Origin of the sequence: Acetobacter musti, assembly GCF_011516835.1 — a bacterium.
Classification (GTDB): domain Bacteria; phylum Pseudomonadota; class Alphaproteobacteria; order Acetobacterales; family Acetobacteraceae; genus Acetobacter; species Acetobacter musti.
The window spans coordinates 180,050-196,864 of the sequence record NZ_WOTB01000003.1 but is presented as its reverse complement, the minus strand read 5'-3'; the positions used below and the strand labels follow the sequence as shown (position 1 = coordinate 196,864).

The following is a 16,815-nucleotide window of genomic DNA, read 5'->3' as shown; positions in this document are numbered from 1 at the left end:
AAGACTGTCTCTTCTGAACGTTTTTTGAAAAACCTTCACCAAAAACTTCTTTATAATTGACCGGAAGTTTCACGATCAGGCTCCCGGTGCCGTCATCTCCGCTGGTTTGGAGCGCGTCCCCCCTCCCAGTGCAAATACTGCGCATGCGGCAACGATCGCGCCTGTTGCCATCACCAGTGTGACTCCCGAGAGGAGCAGGCCGTGAGACAGCAGCCAGCCGGCAATAACAGGACCTATAGCCGCACCTCCGCGTCCGAAACCAAAAACAAATCCGGTTCCACTGCCGCGAACTCTTTCGGGAAAACTCTGCGCGATAATGGCAAACAGCCCGTTGACTGCACCCTGACTGCAAAAACCCGCAAGGGTCAGAACAGCACGGATTGAAGTCATGTCCGCCGGGCAACGACCAAACAGGACGACAAGCCCCGAAGCCATAATCAGCAAAGTCATGACCAGTTTTCTCATGTTGACGCGAAGACTGAGGGCGCTGACTACAAAACCGCTGATGAGACCGCCGATATTAACCCATACCAGCGCGGTGCCAGCTTCGGAATGAGAAAATCCCATGTCTGCCAGAAGCTTTGGCACCCATTTCAGAATGAAATAATAGGTCAGCATCTGAGAAAAATAGGCAAGAGTCAGTAGCAATGTCGTCGAAACAAGCGGGGGTGAAAGAAGTTCGCGCAAAGAGGTTTTTGAAACTGTCGTCGCTCTGAGCGGTAACTGTGATGTTTCCTCGTGACCATAGCGACGTAGTGTTCTGTTCAGCCGTTCCAGCGCACGCGGTGGCTGACGTTGCGCAAGCCACGTCACGGACTCCGGCAACAACAGCATTACGACCGGAATAAAGAATAGTGTCAGACAGCCTCCCAGCATAAAAACATTGCGCCAGTCGCCATGAATCAGGAGACGAGATGCGAAATAGCCTCCGGCGACGGCGCCGAGAGGATATCCGGCTGCGATTGCGGACAGTGAAAGGTTCCGAAACTTTGCGTTAGAGAGTTCCGAAACCATCACCGTTCCGCAGGCCAGCATCCCCCCGACACCGAAGCCGGTAAACAGACGGCACAGTGAAAGTACCGTCAGATCCCACGCCTGGGTGCAGGCCCACATGCCGCAACTCATGATTACAAGGCAGCCGAGGATCACGGGTCGCCGCCCTGTTCTGTCCGCCAGATTGCCAGATACAATCGAACCGGCAGACATGCCAAGCAACTCCATTGAGAGAATAAATCCCAGTGCACTGCGATCTACGCCCCACTGAGCTGCAATACCAGGTGCTGCGAAGCTGATGGACAGCACATCAAAACCATCAATCCCGTTGAGAAGGACACAGACGCAGATTGCAATAATCTGCCATTTCCCAGGAGATGATCGCGCCATCAGCGTGTGCGGATCTTCCATCATCTGATTTTCTTCTTATGTTGAAATTATGAAATCAATCTGGTTCGTGTACCATCACGAAGTGATGGCATCTTCCTGTGAAACCGGCGTCTCACGACCAGGCATGCCCGGGGCCGCACAACGGATCGTCAGCTCCGCGTCGGAAAAGCGAATTGGCGTGCGGACCGTTGGTACCGGCTCCCCGTTGGCGCGCTCCACCCACGTCACCAGGCCGCGATGCACGACCTGCGGATCTGACAGCGCCTCAGCCACCGTGTTGATCGGTCCCGCCGGTACGCCCTGCGCCGCCAGCGCTGCAAGAAGATCGTTCCGCTGCCATTGCAGCGTTGCTTTCGCAATCAGCGGGCTCAACTGCTCACGCAGCGCAACACGCAACGCATTGGTTTCAAAACGTATATCGTGCGGCAGGGAAACCACTTCACAGAACCTATGGAACTGTGCATCATTACCAACCGCAAGTGTGAACCAGCCATCGGAGGTCGGAAAGGCCTCATAAGGCGCGATATTCGGATGGACATTACCAAGCCGCGTCGGAGACACCCCCGACATCAGGTAATTCATCGCCTGATTGGCCAGTGTGCTGACCATGACATCCAAGAGAGCCATATCGATCTGCTGACCCAGGCCTGTCCGCTCGCGTTGTGCCAGGGCTGCCTGGATGCCAATTACCGCATACAGACCCGTCATGATATCTGCATACGCCACGCCGATCTTTTGCGGTGCGCCGGCAGGATCGCCGGTCAGATCCATGATCCCGCCCATACCCTGCACGATAAAGTCATAGCCAGCGCGCGGAGCATAAGGTCCGTCCTGACCAAAACCCGTAATTGAGCAATAAACAATCCGCGGATTGACGGCTGACAGGCTGGCGTAATCAAGGCCGTATTTTTTCAGTCCTTCAACCTTGAAATTCTCGATCACAACGTCTGCGTCAGCGATAAGCTCCCATAACGCGGCCTGTCCTTCCTCTGTAGCGAAATCAACGCAGACAGATTTCTTGCCCCGGTTAGCAGCGTGAAAATAAGCCGCGTCATGCGTTCCATCGGCGTTTTCAACAAATGGAGGACCCCACCGGCGGGTATCATCTCCCGCCGGGCTCTCGATCTTGATGACCTCAGCACCAAGATCTGCGAGGATCTGCCCGGCCCACGGACCTGCCAGAATTCTGGCGAGTTCGATAACCTTCAGACCCGCGAGAGGCGCGTTCATGTCAGAACGCCGCTATGCCGGTAATGGCACGCCCCAGAATCAGGGCGTGAACATCGTGCGTTCCCTCATAGGTGTTGACGGTTTCAAGGTTGATCATATGGCGGATGACCTGGAACTCTTCTGAAATGCCGTTTCCGCCATGCATGTCGCGTGACATCCTTGCGATATCGAGCGCTTTTCCACAGTTGTTCCGCTTGATGAGAGAGATCATGTCCGGAGCGAAACGCCCTTCGTCCATCAGGCGGCCCACCCGCAGGCTTGCCTGAAGTCCCAGTGTGATTTCTGTCATCATGTCGGCGAGTTTTTTCTGATAAAGTTGTGTCGCAGCCAGTGGCCGTCCGAACTGTTTCCTGTCGAGGCCGTAGAGACGGGCAGCATGGAAGCAGTATTCAGCAGCACCCAGGACGCCCCACGAAATGCCGTAACGCGCCCGGTTCAGACAGCCGAAAGGTCCTTTCAGGCCTTCGATATTTGGCAGAAGAGCGTCTTCACCCACTTCCACCTCGTCCATATTGATCATACCGGTGATCGAAGCCCGGAGACTCAGCTTCCCACCGATCTTAGGCGCGGAAAGTCCCTTTGTTCCCTTTTCAAGAACAAAACCCCGAATCGCGCCACCATGGGCTGTGGATTTTGCCCAGACCACAAAAATATCCGCAATCGGTGAATTGGAAATCCAGGTTTTCGTGCCACTCAGGCGGTACCCGCCATCAATCCGCTCAGCCTTTGTCCGCATTCCGCCAGGATCAGATCCCGCATCCGGCTCTGTGAGTCCGAAACAGCCAATCAGTTCCCCGGACGCCAGACGGGGCAGGTAACGCTGCTTCTGGTCTTCTGAGCCATAGGCAAAGATCGGATACATTACGAGACTGGATTGCACCGACATCATCGACCGGTAGCCGGAGTCCACTCGCTCGACCTCACGCGCCACCAGGCCGTAGGCTACATAGGATGCCTCTGCCCCACCATAGATTTCAGGGACCGTGACGCCCAGGAGCCCCTGTGCGCCCATCTCGCGAAAAATCTCCGGATCGGTGTGCTCGTCCGCATAGGCTTCAATGACGCGGGGCTGTAACCGGTCCTGTGCAAAAGCTCGTGCGGAATCACGGATCAGTCGCTCATCCGTCGTAAGCTGATCGTCCAGAATGAAAGGATCAGACCAGTCAAGCCGGCCCGAATGCTGCGCAGTTTCCAAAATCCGTCTCCGGAAGTTCTGACCGGCTGTTTTTATTATTCAGTCCGCCGGCCATGAGGAGCCAAAGCCCGTTATCCGGAATGCTAGAAGGAGATGAACCATCTCCTCAATTCTGTATTTCAGTGCATATGATCTGATCCGGAGATTAAAACCCGTCATGATCGAAAACCGGCACCTTCATGCTTTCATCGTCCTCGCCGAGAAACTTCACTTCGGCAGAGCAGCAGAAAAACTGAATATCGCGCAGTCCGCACTCAGTACGCAGATCATGCGACTGGAAGATATGGTTGGCACACCTTTACTGGTGCGCAACCGGCGTTCCCACCCGACTCTTACTCCGGCCGGACATCTGTTTCTTGAAGAAGCACGGAATATCCTTGCACATGTCGAACGCGCATCACGGCTCACGCGGCTGACGGGCCTTGGAGAAGGTGGCCCGGTCCATATCGGATACGTATTCTCCGCCGCTATCTGCGGTCTCGTGCCATCCGTCCTGCGTCATCTCCACGCACGGTTTCCGCTGCTGGAAATCACGCCGCATCTTATGGAGACACCCGATCAGATCGCCGCCATAGCCGATGCCCGACTCACTCTCGGATTTGTCCGTCCTCGTCCGGTCTATCCTGAAGCCATCATGACCCGCTTCGTTCACAGCGAAGACATTGTCATAGCCTTGCCGCTCAGCCACAGGCTGGCGGACGCACCTTCGCTGCGAGCAGCGGACCTTGCCGGAGAAACATTCATAGTACCTCAGTTTCACGAGAAATTCGGCCTGATCGACAATCTCATCCGCCTGGCCCAGGCAGGCGGTTTTCCACCACCTCCCACGCACACGACCAGTGACTTCATCACAGCCCTCTGTATGGCTGCTGGTGGTCGCGGGATTGTTCTCGCTCCGGCATCGCTCCGCAAACTGTCGCTGGCAGGAATAGTCTTCAGAGAGCTGACGGATTTTCATGACCAGGTGCAGCTAACGCTTGCCTGGCGGTCCGGCACACCGGATTCCCTTATCAGGGAGATCGTGACGCACCTCGAGTCTCCCTGAAAGAGGTCTTCTCATCCTTGCTGGACATAAAATATCTTTTCACGTTCGGGTGAGAAGTGCCGGTTAAGGAATGATCGAGCGTCCTCCATAACAGATATGCGTGCAGAGCCCTGAGCCGTCCGGCGTTTTCAGCCATGGTCGCCGCACCGTTTCTTCCAGACGGAAATAAAAAGAAAAATCTGCTGAACTGGAGAGGTTTTATGTCTTCCTGGTATCAGACCATGCCGCCTGATCAGCGCCGGACATTCTGGGCTTGCTTTCTCGGCTGGGCTCTCGATGCGATGGATGTCCAGCTTTTCGCCTTCGTCATTCCGACACTGATGCCCCTCTGGGGGATGACAAAAGGCGAAGCCGGCATCATCAGCACCTCTGCCATTATGATGTCCGCCGTCGGTGGCATTCTCGCCGGAACACTCGCTGACCGCATAGGCCGGGTGAAAGTGCTCAAACTCGCTATCCTCTGGTTTACCGTGTTTACCGGTCTCTCAGCTTTTACGAACTCTTTCCACCAGCTTCTCATCACGCGAAGCCTTCAGGGGGTCGGTTTCGGCGGAGAATGGGCGGCCGGCGCAATTCTGATCGGCGAAGTTGTTGACAAAAGTATCCGTGGCCGCGCCGTCGGATCCGTTCAGGCCGGATGGCCAGTCGGATATGCTGCGGCCGCGCTGGCATGGTGGATTGTCTTCAGTATCGCACCCGAGGCGATCGCCTGGAGAGCGCTGTTCCTGGTGGGCCTTCTGCCAGGACTTCTGGTCCTGTGGATGCGTCGCGGCATCAAAGACTCTGACGCATTCCATGTTGCGGTCGAAAAACGCAGACAGGCAAATGACCGGTCTGTTTTTACACAGCTTATGGCGTCAGGCGTACGCTCCAGAATGATCCTGTCATGCCTCATGGTTGCCGGAGCGCTGGGAGGAAATTACACGATCCTGACATGGCTCGTCACATATCTGCGCCAGACCCGCGAAATGACGGTGAATATGACATCCTTGTATCTCGCGGTGAATCTCCTGGGCTCTTTCGCGGGATACGTCCTCATGGCTCATGTCAGTGATTATATCGGGCGGCGTAAGACTTTCTCCCTGTCCGCGGCAGGCGCGTTCATCACGGTTCTGGCATATACTCAGCTGATCTGTCCATGCCTGTTCTGCTCTTCCTGGGCTTCCCGCTCGGCTTTTTTCAGTCGGGGATCGTCTCCGGAATGGGCGCATGTTTTACGGAACTCTTCCCGACCCGTATTCGCGGAACAGCTGCCGGAATTTCCTACAATGTCGGCAGAGGCGCCGGTGCCATGGTGCCGACAATCGTTGGCTTCACCGCAACCTCGATGGGCCTGGCGCTCGCAATCGGCGTATGGGCCGCCTGCTCCTACGTGCTTGTTTTTATCGTCGCTGTTTTCCTGCCCGAAACTCATGGCCTGGAGCTTGAGCATGTCTGACCTGATCTCTCAGAGAAACGGGGGCCAGATCCTCGTTTCCGCTCTTTCCTCTAATGGCGTGGACACGATCTACTGCATGCCCGGTGAGAGCTATCTTCCGGTGCTGGATGCGCTGCATGACGCAGCCGGCATCCGTACTATCGTGACACGGCATGAAGGCGCCGCCTCCAACATGGCAGATGCCTATGGGAAACTGACGGGCCGTCCCGGTATCTGTTTCGTTACCCGGGGCCCGGGTGCCACGCACGCCAGCAACGGCGTCCACACAGCTCATCAGGATTCCACACCAATGATCATGTTCATCGGACAGGTGGAAACAGAGTTTCTTGGTCGTGAGGCGTTTCAGGAAATCGATTACCGCCAGATGTTTGGCGGCATCGCGAAATGGGTCACTGAACTCGACACAATCGAGCGTATCCCCGAGATTATATCACGTGCTTTCTCAACCGCCCTGTCTGGCCGTCCAGGTCCGGTCGTCATCGCTCTGCCGGAAGACGTGCTTTTCGGGACAGCTCAGGTTAACGACCTTCCTGCTCCCCGCATCGCGCATGCGGCTCCCGCGCCAGACGCAATGGCGGAAATGCAGCGCCTCCTGGCCACATCCAGCCGCCCGCTGGTCATCGTTGGCGGCACCGGATGGTCACCCGCCGCCTGTAAGGCGCTGGAGCGTTTCGCGCATGCAAACAGCCTTCCGGTCGCAGCCTCATTCAGACGGCAGGATCTGTTCGATAATCGTCTGCCTGAATATGCGGGACAGATCGGCATCGGTATTTCTCCCGCGCTGGCAGACCGCGTCCGAAAAGCCGATCTCCTGCTGGTCATCGGATCGCGCCTCTCCGAGGCCGTGACGTCCGGCTACACTCTTATCGGAGTGCCACAGCCGGAACAGATCATGATCCATGTTCACCCTGACCCGGAAGAACTGGGGCATGTCTATCAGGCCCATCTTCCTGTCAACGCTTCGATGCAGGAATTTGCCGTAGCGCTGAGCGATATCCCGCTTCCCGGGTCAGTGCCCTGGGGCGCCTGGACCAGGGACGCTCATGCTGATTATGTGAAGCACTCGACTCCTCCTGCGCTCCACGCTGATCATAAAGGTGTGGATCTGGCGCGCGTCGTAGCGTGGCTGGATGACATTCTTCCTGACAACGCCGTGATTACTAACGGGGCCGGTAATTACACCGCCTGGGTCCATCGGTTTTACCGTTACCGGCAACCCGGCACCGAACTGGCTCCCACGAACGGTGCCATGGGATATGGCCTGCCCGCCGCGGTTGCCGCCAGCCTGCAGGACCCGTCACGCCCGGCCATCTGTTTCGCCGGAGACGGCTGCTTCATGATGTATCCGCAGGAACTTGCGACAGCCATGCAGTTCGATGCGCCAGTCGTCGTTATCGTCGTCAATAACGGCATGCTTGCGACAATCCGCATGCATCAGGAGCAGAAATTTCCCGGCCGGATCAGTGGGACGACGCTGTCCAATCCCGATTTCATCCGGTTCGCGCAGTCTTTCGGCGCTCATGGTGAACGCGTCGAAAGAACAGAAGATTTTCCCGCTGCCTTTGAACGCGCCCGGGCTGCGGGAAAACCGGCCCTGATCGAACTGATGGTCGATCCGTCACAGATCACCGCGCAGACGCGCCTGACCCAGACAGGCCTCGCGTAAGTCCGCGAGAAAGAAAGGAAGAAAACAGATGAAGCTCAGCGGTGACATGATTATCGGTCGGCGATACGTGCGGGGCAGGGGAGGTGATTTCTGTGCATGGACACCGGAAGGAGAACGAATACCTGAACCCACTTTCGGCGGAGCGCTTCCGGAAGATGTGGATGCAGCGGTATCACACGCAGTCTCCGCCTTTGATGAATACCGCCAGTTACCCGGCGAGCAGCGCGCTCTGTTTCTCGAGGCCATCGGCGACGAGATCATGGCGCTCGGGGAGACTCTTCTCATAAGGGGGCATGAGGAAACCGGGTTGCCATTGCCGCGCCTTACCGGTGAACGGCTGCGGACAGTAAACCAGCTTCGGCTGTTCGCGCGTCTGGTCCGCGAAGGAAGAAATGAGGCGCCGGTTCTGGACTCCGCCTTGCCAGACCGGCGGCCACCCCGCGCCGATCTGCGTCAGAGGCGCGTTCCGCTGGGTCCCGTCGCTGTCTTTGGCGCCAGTAATTTCCCGCTCGCTTTCTCCGTAGCCGGCGGTGACACAGCATCCGCCCTGGCCGCAGGCTGTCCCGTCATCGTTAAGGCGCATGAAGCCCATCCCGGCACGTCCGCAATAGTCGGACAGGCCATCCTGCAGGCGGTCGAACGCACCGGAATGCCGGGTGGCGTGTTTTCCCTGCTTTTTGCCAGCGACATCACCATCGGTCAGGAACTCGTCAGCCATCCGGGCATTCAGGCCGTCGGCTTCACGGGCTCCCGGCAAGGTGGAACAGCCTTGTTACGTATCGCGCAGTCACGACTGCAACCAATACCGCTTTATGCTGAAATGAGCAGCATCAATCCGGTTTTTCTCCTGCCTGCCGCTTTGGAAAAACGTGCCGAGGATATAGCGGAAGGTTTCTCGGTATCGCTGACTACCGGCGCGGGTCAGCTCTGCACCAGCCCCGGGCTTCTCATTGCCCTCGAAAGTCCGGCTCTTGCCCGGTTTGTGAAAACCATTGCGTCCACACTGTCAGAAGTGCCGCCAGCGTCAATGCTGACACAGAAAATCCATCAGTCCTGGTGCGGAGGTATCAGCAGACTTACCCGTCATCCTGCCGTGACCCGTATCGCGGGGAATGGAGAAAGCACAGAGCAGGGCAGGGTAAGCGGCGTTCTCTACCGCACGGACGCTGCCGCCTTTCTGGCTGACCCGATTCTGGAAGAAGAAAATTTCGGCCCCAGTTCACTTCTGGTCGTCTGCCGCAATGTCGATGAAATGTACCGGCTTGCCAGCCATCTCTCAGGACAGCTGACCGCCACCCTGCATCTCGAACCGGACGACTATCCAATGGCACGCGTCCTTCTGCCCGTTCTGGAACGTAAAGCCGGGCGCATTCTCGTCAATAACTATCCGACCGGCGTCGAAGTATGTGACGCCATCGTTCACGGAGGTCCCTGGCCGTCGACTTCCGACAGCCGTACCACGTCTGTCGGAAGTGAGGCTATGGACCGCTTCCTCCGGCCGGTCTGTTATCAGAACATACCCGACGCTCTGCTTCCGGCATCACTGCAACGGGATAATCCTCTGCATGTATGGCGCCTGCAGGACGGAATTCCCGTCCCCGGCTGACTATTGTCAGGAATTTTCGACTGCAGTCGCAGGAAGGGATGTCGTGGCCGGGCAGAGACGGGCATCCGGCCATCGCTCTTCTGCGACAATGCTTTCCGTGCAGTGGCGCAGAATCCGCAGAATCGACGATAAATCATCCGTCAGCAGACTTTTCTTTGGCCACGTCGCAGCCACTGTGCGTGTGATCGTCGGATTCGTCAGTCGGAAACTCTTCAGTGTACCAGACGCAATATCCTCCAGAACGGCTGCTGAAGGCAGAATCGTGCAGCCGCAGTTTTCCCGGACAAGCCGCTTGGTGATGGAAATCGAACCATCGCATTCCAGCGCCAGCTGCAAAGGGAAATCATAACGCGAGGCAAGTTTTTCAACCAGAACGCGCAGACCATGATGCGTGCTTGGAAGAATCAGAGGAATTGCTCCCAGATCCCGAACGTCCACCGTGCTACCTTCCAGAGGATGGCCGGCAGGCGTGATCAGATGCACATCTTCCAGCAAAAGTGCTTCCCAGTGCTGGCCGCCCGTGTGTTCGGGGACATAGAGTATGGAAAGATCGATCTCTCCCGCATCCATACGGGGAAGGATCTGAGCGGCCAGCCCCTCAATCAGACGGATACGGGTCGCAGGAAAGCGCGCCCGGACAGCGCGGCTGAGACTTCCGAACAGCATCCGGGCAATCGTTGGCTGCGCCGCAATACATAAATGCGCGGGACCGGTCCCGGAACGGGATTGCACAGCCTGAAAGGCTTCATCCAGAATCAGGCCAACGCGCTCAGCATAATCCAGCAGCAGACGCCCTCGTTCCGTCAGTCTGACCCCATGTCCACTGCGACGAAACAACTGACCACCCAACTGCGTCTCCAGCAGACCAATACGCCGGCTGACCGTGGACTGATCGAGCCCCAGTGCCATGGCGGCCCTCGAAATACTCAGATCACCGGCAACAAGCGCGAAAAGCGCCAGATCGTCAGAATTCACCGGATATTCTCCACATGAACCGGTTTCCGGTTCGGATCGGACGCAGGGTCTTCCGGAGGCTGATTACGTCCCATGCAGCTGTCGGTTCTGCTGGAAATTCCCTTAAAAAATTAAAATATCTCAAAATCAGGCCAAGATCGGCCTGACTTACCCGTCACGTATGACAGAGTTCCCAAAAACGAACGAAATTTTCCTTACCCGGCTCCGGTTGTCCGCCGCCGGACCCAGGTTGTCAGAGGCTCCCATACCAGCGCGCTGAGAAGCGCTGCAAACGCCGTCATCACCGTCACGCCAAACGCCGCCCGTATGCTGTCCCCGGCCTCCACGGCCTCCGCTATATACGATCCGATCCCTTCCGAAGTCAGCCGGACATTTCCCCAGCGCACAAACTCCGCCGCAATCGCCAGATTCCAGGCTCCAAAAAAAGCTGCCCGCGCCCCGGCAAGCCAGCCACCGCCAAGTCCCGGCAACACAACCGATCGCCACCACATCCAGCCCCGGATGTTATAAGCCTGGGCTGCTTCGAACAGCCCTTTTGGAAATTCCGCGACGCTACTGACCAGGCGGGTTGCCAGAAGCCACTGCGGACCAGTCACCAGAAGCGGCATCAGCCAGAAGCCGGAAGAAAGCCGGAATGCGGTGATCAGAGCTGCGGCAAGCGGAAACAGCATGACCGTCGGAAACACACCAAGAAGCCGCAGAAGCGTCATATGTCCGGCTATGGCGCCAAGACGTTTTCCAAGCCACACACCCGGAAAAATCCAGATTGCGGATACCAGAAACACCATCGCCATCACATGCAGAAGCGTCGTGAACCCGAGCGCCACAACCCGCACAATCCCGATTGGTCCAATATGAAAGACCAGAGGCTGCCAGCAGAAAGCCAGCGTCAGGGCACACAGCACCGTCAGAGCCGCTGTCTCATGCAGACCTGACCGTATCGAGATATCCGCCGAAGGTTCCGCCAACGGCTTCGTTCCCAGCCGGAGCGTTCCCAACGTCCGCGCCGTCCGTACAAGATGTCCGCCCAGCCATCCGATAGCTGGCGCCCGTCGCACAAACTGCAGCATCCAGGGTTCCTCGGGCCCATCGGAAACCGGCTGACCGTCATTATCGGCAACAAACCGGTAAGACCAGGTCAGAGCAGGCTGGAAAATAAACCAGTCATACATAGCGACAATCAGCATCATCACTGCCGCTGACAGAACCACGGGCCACCCGTCGCTGTTTGATGCCGCCGCCGAAACATAGGCTCCCAAACCCGGTGTTACAAAAGAAGCCCGATGCCGTATGAAAATCTCTGTCCAGAGAAGTGCCAGCCAGGCATACGGCATGGCCCGCGCCATCCCGCGCACCAGCGCAGGAACTGAAACCGGAACAATCAGTCGCCAGAACATCTGCCAGCCTGTCAGCCGGAATCCGCGTGCCATAAGAGTGAGATCGCCCGGAACTTCTCCGATTGCCTGCAAAAATGACGCCGTCATCGGTCCCGCCAGAACCGGAAAAACAGCGGCGTCTGCCAGGCATTCTCCGGCAACGCCATGAGCCGGCATCAGCATCGAGAAAAACGGCGCGACAAACACAAGGAATCCACAGACCGGGATGGTCCGCATTTCAGTCAGAAACGACAGGATATTTTCGCGAAGCCGCGCCGACCGCACCATCACCAGAGCGCAACAGACTGAAAAAACGAGGGCCACGATGAGAACCGTCGCCATCCGCAAAGTCGTATGCAGTGCACAGTCCGGCAGTCTGAGAAGCGACAGATGCGCCACCTGCCGTCCGGATACTGCATCCGGTTCCGTCAGAACATCCACTCCGACGCCAGCCAGCATTTCCAGACAGAGAATGCAGACAAGCGCGCGGATACCTGCCAGCCGGAACATCCCGGCTCGTGGTGGCACCACATCCGCTGCGAAACGTTCAGATAAAGGACTGCCAGAGGCGCTCATATTTTCCGTGTTTTCTGCCCGTGATAAAGAAATGGAGCCCTTTCAGGCTCCCTTTGTCAAAGGCTCAGCGGGTATCTGTCACACTTCCTGTCACTGAGCGATCAGGAATTACTATCCCGTACTACCGAAACCGCCCATGCCACGCGCGGTCTCGTCCAGATCGTCCACCTCGTTCCACAGCACCCGGAAGACCGGTGCAATTACCGCCTGCGCAATCCGCATCCCGCGCTCCACCGTAAACACCTCCGTTCCGGTATTCAGCAGAATCACGCAGATCTCGCCCCGGTAATCCTCGTCAATCGTTCCAGGCGTATTCGGAACCGTAATGCCATGTTTCAGCGCCAGGCCGGAGCGGGGCCTGATCTGCAACTCATAGCCCGGTGGCAGTGCAATGCAGAGTCCCGTCGGAATAATCGCCCGACCGCCCGGCAGAACACTCAGAGACCCGCTCACCGCCGCAAGCAGATCCATTCCAGCTGCGCCTGCAGTCGCATAGGAGGGCAGGGGAAGCCCATCCGCATGAGCCAGCCGTCGCACAGAAACAGGAACCAAAGGCGCCGTCATCCACAATCTCCCGGATACAAAAACAAAAAGCCCGGCCTCAGACCCGCTCGCCGCCACTCGCCATCACAGGCGCCTCAAACCGCGCCGCGATCCTCTGCGCCAGCCGCCGTGCCAGATCTGCTTTCGGCAGCAGCGGCCAGCGCTCAATTCCGTCTTCCGTGATCAGAACGGCCCGATTATCCGGACCGCCCATCACATTCGTACCAGCTGAAACATCATTCGCCACGATCCAGTCACACCCTTTCCGGGTGCGCTTGGCAACCGCATTGACCTCCACATCATCCGTTTCAGCTGCAAATCCCACCACAAGCGTCGGACGTTCCGGTCCAGGAGCCGACAGAATCGCCAGAATATCCGGGTTCGGTACCAGCGTCAGAACCGGGGGTGCCATATCCGCCCGTTTCTTGAGCTTCCGACCCGAAATTCCATCCACCCGCCAGTCAGCCACGGCCGCCGCGCACACGGCAATGTCCACCGGCAGGGCCGCGCGCACGGCCCGTTCCATCTCCAGCCCGGTCTCAACCCGAACCACATTCACACCCGCCGGATCAGCCAGCGACACAGGTCCGCTCACCAGCGTTACCCGCGCTCCGAGCACCACCAGAGCCGCCGCAATCGCATAGCCCTGCAGTCCCGAAGACCGGTTCCCAAGATATCGCACCGGATCGACCGGCTCATGCGTCGGCCCGGCCGTCACCAGTGCCCGCCGTCCCGCCAGCGGCTCCCACCCTAATGCCGCACCCTGAAACCCCACTGACGCAGCAGCTGCGCCAGAAGAGGACTGCCCTCCAAACCACCCGAGAATCGCATCCCGCAGCATTGGGGGCTCGACAAACCGTCCGGCTCCAAACTCTCCGCAGGCCATCTCGCCTTCATCCGGGCCGACAACCATCACGCCCCGATCCACCAGCAGCGCCATATTGGCCTGTGTCGCCGGATGCTCCCACATCCGCACGTTCATTGCCGGTGCGACCATTACCGGCGTATCCGTCGCCAGAAGCAATGTCGTCGCGAGATCATCCGCCAGTCCCTGTGCCATTTTTGCCAGGATGTTCGCCGTCGCAGGTGCCACCACAACCAGATCTGCCGAGCGGGACAGCACAATGTGTCCCATTTCCTGCTCGTCCGTCAGCGAAAACAGATCCTGTCCGACCGGTTCTCCGCTCAGCGCCTGCAACGAGAGCGGCGTGACAAACTCCGTCGCCGCCTTTGTCAGCACACAGCGAACATCCACGCCGGATGTTTTCAGCAACCGCACAAGCTCCAGCGCCTTGTAGGCCGCGATCCCGCCGCTGACGATCAGCAGAACCCGCTTCTGCGCTGCTCCGTCACCTCGCGCCGCTGCGGCTTTCATGCGAAATCAGAGCCGCCAGCCGGAGTGAATCGCCGCGATGCCGCCAGAAAGCGACTGATACTTCACATGCGCAAATCCGGCCTCCCGGAACATGTCCGCCAGCGTCTCCTGATCCGGGAACATGCGGATGCTCTCCGCCAGATACTGGTAACTGTCGCGGTCCTTCGCGATGAGCTGTCCCATCGTCGGCAGCACCTTAAACGACCAGGCGTCATAGACCGGCGCCAGAGCCGCAACCTGAACCTGTGAGAACTCCAGACACATAAAGCGCCCGCCGGGCTTCAGAACCCGCCTCGCTTCCTTCAGCACGGCCATCTTGTCTGTGCAGTTTCTCAGACCAAAAGAGATCGTCACCCGATCCACCGAACGATCCGCCAGTGGAATCTGCTCCGCATCTACCACACAGAACGACAGATCTGAGACATAGCCCCGTGCAATCGCCCTGTCCCGCCCCACGGACAGCATCTTCTCATTAATGTCCGTCATGATCGCAGGGCCACCGCCGCCGGCCAGCCAGCCAAATGTCACATCGCCCGTTCCGCCCGCAAGGTCGAGCAGGGACAGACCCGGCTGAGGCGCCAGTTGCGCGTTGAAAATCCGCTTCCAGACCCGATGCACGCCCAGCGACATCAGATCGTTCATCACATCGTAGCGACTCGCAACACTGTCGAACACCGCCCTTACAAGCGGCTTCTTTTCAGTGAGTGGCACATCGCGATAGCCAAAATCGGTGGTTTCATCAGCAGCAGCGCCCGTGGCGCCCGTCGCTTCATGGATCTTGTAGGGGGCATTGTCGGTCATGGCGCCGACCTATAGCGTGTTTGTCGCAATGCCAGAACTCCCCGAAGTCGAAACCGTGATGCGCGGCATGCGCGCCAGCCTGGAAGGCCAGAGGATCGCCTCTGCCGTCGCCCGCCGTCCGGACCTCCGCTGGCCTCTGCCGGAGAACCTGACAAAAATTCTCAACGGCCGGCGTATTGAAAGTTTCCGCCGGCGCGGGAAATACATCTTCATGCGACTCTCCGGCGGAATGTCGATGCTGCTGCATCTCGGCATGTCCGGTCGCGTTACCCTGGATGCTTCCGATGAGGCCGCTCTCCATGAACACGTCACGTTTACAACAGAAGAAGGCCACCGTTTCGGCCTGATCGATCCTCGCCGTTTCGGTGCCATCGATCTCGTGGCGACAGAGAAAGAAAATTCCCATCGATTCGTTGCGGGTATGGGGCCGGAACCACTGGAGCCGGACTTTACCGCCGACAGCCTGGCCAGAAGTCTCGCAGGGCGCCGATCTCCGATCAAAGCCATGCTGCTCGATCAGCGCGTCGTTGCCGGTCTCGGCAATATCTATGTCTGCGAGGCCCTGTTCCGCGCACGCATCCATCCGGCTACGCCATCCGGCACGCTGACCATGCCCGCCATCCGGCGCCTTGTCAGCGCCATCCGCGCTGTTCTGACGGAAGCTGTCGCCGCCGGCGGGTCCAGCCTGCGCGATTACGTCCAGCCCGACGGAGAGCTTGGCTATTTCCAGCATGCCTGGCGTGTCTATGGCCGCGCCGGCCAGTGCTGTCCTGACTGTCAGAAAGAGAAGGGCAGGGAAGCTTGTCCCGGTATCGTGAAGATAACTCAGTCCGGTCGTTCGACGTTCTTCTGTCCTCGCCAGCAACCGGCTCCTGACATGAAATAAGAGCTGTCGGCACGAAGGGCCTGCGGCATATGCATGGCCTGCCGGCTGCGAAAAGCGCGGTCACCCGAGAACTCTGCTTGACGTGCGAACCGGCACTGGACTAGAGAAGCCAACCTTATTCGGGCATGACCGTCGGACAGACGGGACACGCATCACCACATCGACTTTGCTGGACCAGACAGAAAACAATGGCGAACATCGCATCCGCTCGTAAACGCATCCGTCAGACGGAGCGTCGTACCCTTCGCAACACCGCCCGCATGTCCCGCATGCGCACCTTCCTCAAGAAGGTTGAAACGGCTATTGCAGCAGGTAACAAAGACGAAGCGAATGCCGCACTGAAGGTGGCTCAGCCGGAAATCCAGCGTGCGGCTACCAAGGGTGTCATTCATCGTAACCTGGCAGCCCGCAAAATTTCACGCCTGTCTTCGCGTATCAAGGCACTTGCCGTTGCCTGAACAGGGTTGAGCCGCCAGAGCGTTTTCGTAAAGCGTTAAATTTCTGGTTTCTCAAATATTAATTATATGATGCTTAAATAAGCCGAAACACTCTTAAAGTGTTTCGGCTTATTTATTTTGAGCGGAAGTGTAATGATGAGATTAAGAAGCGATCATCTTACGCTATTCGCGATTTGCAATACCTCATGTCAAATTGCGTAACCGAGTCGAGAATCTCATTGCGCCATGCGAATCGATGATCTACTTTCTGCCGAACAGCTTG

At 57.9% G+C, this 16,815-nt stretch carries 13 protein-coding genes; 5 read left to right on the top strand and 8 right to left on the bottom strand.

All coding sequences use genetic code 11. From position 1 onward, the window contains the following. Positions 1 to 75: 75 nt before the first annotated feature. Genes GOB93_RS03765 through GOB93_RS03755 form a run of 3 tightly spaced genes read right to left on the bottom strand, consistent with a single transcriptional unit; the run spans position 76 to position 3,808 of the window. Complete coding sequence (locus tag GOB93_RS03765) at positions 76 to 1,407, bottom strand: MFS transporter (protein WP_173582188.1); 1,332 nt, start codon at positions 1,405 to 1,407, stop codon at positions 76 to 78. Positions 1,408 to 1,458: 51 nt separating this feature from the next. Then, positions 1,459 to 2,613, bottom strand: coding sequence for a CaiB/BaiF CoA transferase family protein (locus GOB93_RS03760; protein ID WP_173582187.1), 1,155 nt, complete (start codon positions 2,611 to 2,613; stop codon positions 1,459 to 1,461). A 1-nt stretch (position 2,614) separates the two neighbouring features. Further along, a complete protein-coding gene (locus GOB93_RS03755; RefSeq protein ID WP_173582186.1) occupies positions 2,615 to 3,808 on the bottom strand; it encodes an acyl-CoA dehydrogenase in 1,194 nt (397 codons plus the stop codon). A 157-nt stretch (positions 3,809 to 3,965) separates the two neighbouring features. Between GOB93_RS03755 and GOB93_RS03750 the strand changes: the two genes are divergently transcribed. From GOB93_RS03750 to GOB93_RS03735, 3 genes are all read left to right on the top strand, one after another. After that, positions 3,966 to 4,853 (top strand): LysR family transcriptional regulator, encoded by an 888-nt coding sequence (locus GOB93_RS03750; protein ID WP_173582185.1) that lies wholly within the window; start codon positions 3,966 to 3,968, stop codon positions 4,851 to 4,853. Positions 4,854 to 5,053: 200 nt separating this feature from the next. Continuing rightward, positions 5,054 to 7,957 (top strand): MFS transporter, encoded by a 2,904-nt coding sequence (locus GOB93_RS22365; RefSeq protein WP_198912664.1) that lies wholly within the window; start codon positions 5,054 to 5,056, stop codon positions 7,955 to 7,957. Positions 7,958 to 7,985: 28 nt separating this feature from the next. After that, positions 7,986 to 9,563 carry an aldehyde dehydrogenase (NADP(+)) gene (locus tag GOB93_RS03735; RefSeq protein WP_173582183.1) on the top strand — a complete coding sequence of 526 codons (1,578 nt, stop codon included), beginning with the start codon at positions 7,986 to 7,988 and terminating at the stop codon, positions 9,561 to 9,563. A gap of 6 nt (positions 9,564 to 9,569) precedes the next feature. On the opposite strand, the gene GOB93_RS03730 is transcribed toward GOB93_RS03735, so the two are convergent. The 5 genes from GOB93_RS03730 to GOB93_RS03710 all read right to left on the bottom strand — a co-directional run bounded on the left by GOB93_RS03730 (position 9,570) and on the right by GOB93_RS03710 (position 15,209). Further along, a complete protein-coding gene (locus tag GOB93_RS03730) occupies positions 9,570 to 10,538 on the bottom strand; it encodes a LysR substrate-binding domain-containing protein (protein WP_173582182.1) in 969 nt (322 codons plus the stop codon). A gap of 194 nt (positions 10,539 to 10,732) precedes the next feature. Further along, positions 10,733 to 12,490, bottom strand: coding sequence for an ABC transporter permease subunit (locus tag GOB93_RS03725; RefSeq protein WP_173582181.1), 1,758 nt, complete (start codon positions 12,488 to 12,490; stop codon positions 10,733 to 10,735). 111 nt (positions 12,491 to 12,601) lie between these two features. Further along, complete coding sequence (gene dut / locus GOB93_RS03720) at positions 12,602 to 13,054, bottom strand: dUTP diphosphatase (protein ID WP_173582180.1); 453 nt, start codon at positions 13,052 to 13,054, stop codon at positions 12,602 to 12,604. Positions 13,055 to 13,091: 37 nt separating this feature from the next. Continuing rightward, the gene (gene coaBC, locus GOB93_RS03715) at positions 13,092 to 14,408 is read right to left on the bottom strand and encodes a bifunctional phosphopantothenoylcysteine decarboxylase/phosphopantothenate--cysteine ligase CoaBC (protein ID WP_173582179.1); all 1,317 of its coding nucleotides are present in this window, start codon (positions 14,406 to 14,408) and stop codon (positions 13,092 to 13,094) included. 6 nt (positions 14,409 to 14,414) lie between these two features. After that, positions 14,415 to 15,209: a class I SAM-dependent methyltransferase gene (locus tag GOB93_RS03710; protein ID WP_173582178.1), complete on the bottom strand. Its 795-nt coding sequence runs from the start codon at positions 15,207 to 15,209 to the stop codon at positions 14,415 to 14,417. 28 nt (positions 15,210 to 15,237) lie between these two features. On the opposite strand from GOB93_RS03710, the gene mutM reads away from it, so the two are divergent. Continuing rightward, positions 15,238 to 16,095 (top strand): bifunctional DNA-formamidopyrimidine glycosylase/DNA-(apurinic or apyrimidinic site) lyase, encoded by an 858-nt coding sequence (gene mutM / locus GOB93_RS03705; protein WP_173582238.1) that lies wholly within the window; start codon positions 15,238 to 15,240, stop codon positions 16,093 to 16,095. 188 nt (positions 16,096 to 16,283) lie between these two features. Next, positions 16,284 to 16,553 carry a 30S ribosomal protein S20 gene (rpsT, locus tag GOB93_RS03700; protein ID WP_173582177.1) on the top strand — a complete coding sequence of 90 codons (270 nt, stop codon included), beginning with the start codon at positions 16,284 to 16,286 and terminating at the stop codon, positions 16,551 to 16,553. Positions 16,554 to 16,815 lie beyond the last annotated feature (262 nt).

Coding starts and splice junctions, on each gene's coding strand:
- GOB93_RS03765 (WP_173582188.1), bottom strand. CDS start 1,407: ATGATGGAAGATCCGCACACGCTGATGGCGCGATCATCTCCTGGGAAA.
- GOB93_RS03760 (WP_173582187.1), bottom strand. CDS start 2,613: ATGAACGCGCCTCTCGCGGGTCTGAAGGTTATCGAACTCGCCAGAATT.
- GOB93_RS03750 (WP_173582185.1), top strand. CDS start 3,966: ATGATCGAAAACCGGCACCTTCATGCTTTCATCGTCCTCGCCGAGAAA.
- GOB93_RS22365 (WP_198912664.1), top strand. CDS start 5,054: ATGTCTTCCTGGTATCAGACCATGCCGCCTGATCAGCGCCGGACATTC.
- GOB93_RS03735 (WP_173582183.1), top strand. CDS start 7,986: ATGAAGCTCAGCGGTGACATGATTATCGGTCGGCGATACGTGCGGGGC.
- GOB93_RS03725 (WP_173582181.1), bottom strand. CDS start 12,490: ATGAGCGCCTCTGGCAGTCCTTTATCTGAACGTTTCGCAGCGGATGTG.
- dut (WP_173582180.1), bottom strand. CDS start 13,054: ATGACGGCGCCTTTGGTTCCTGTTTCTGTGCGACGGCTGGCTCATGCG.
- coaBC (WP_173582179.1), bottom strand. CDS start 14,408: ATGAAAGCCGCAGCGGCGCGAGGTGACGGAGCAGCGCAGAAGCGGGTT.
- GOB93_RS03710 (WP_173582178.1), bottom strand. CDS start 15,209: ATGACCGACAATGCCCCCTACAAGATCCATGAAGCGACGGGCGCCACG.
- mutM (WP_173582238.1), top strand. CDS start 15,238: ATGCCAGAACTCCCCGAAGTCGAAACCGTGATGCGCGGCATGCGCGCC.
- rpsT (WP_173582177.1), top strand. CDS start 16,284: ATGGCGAACATCGCATCCGCTCGTAAACGCATCCGTCAGACGGAGCGT.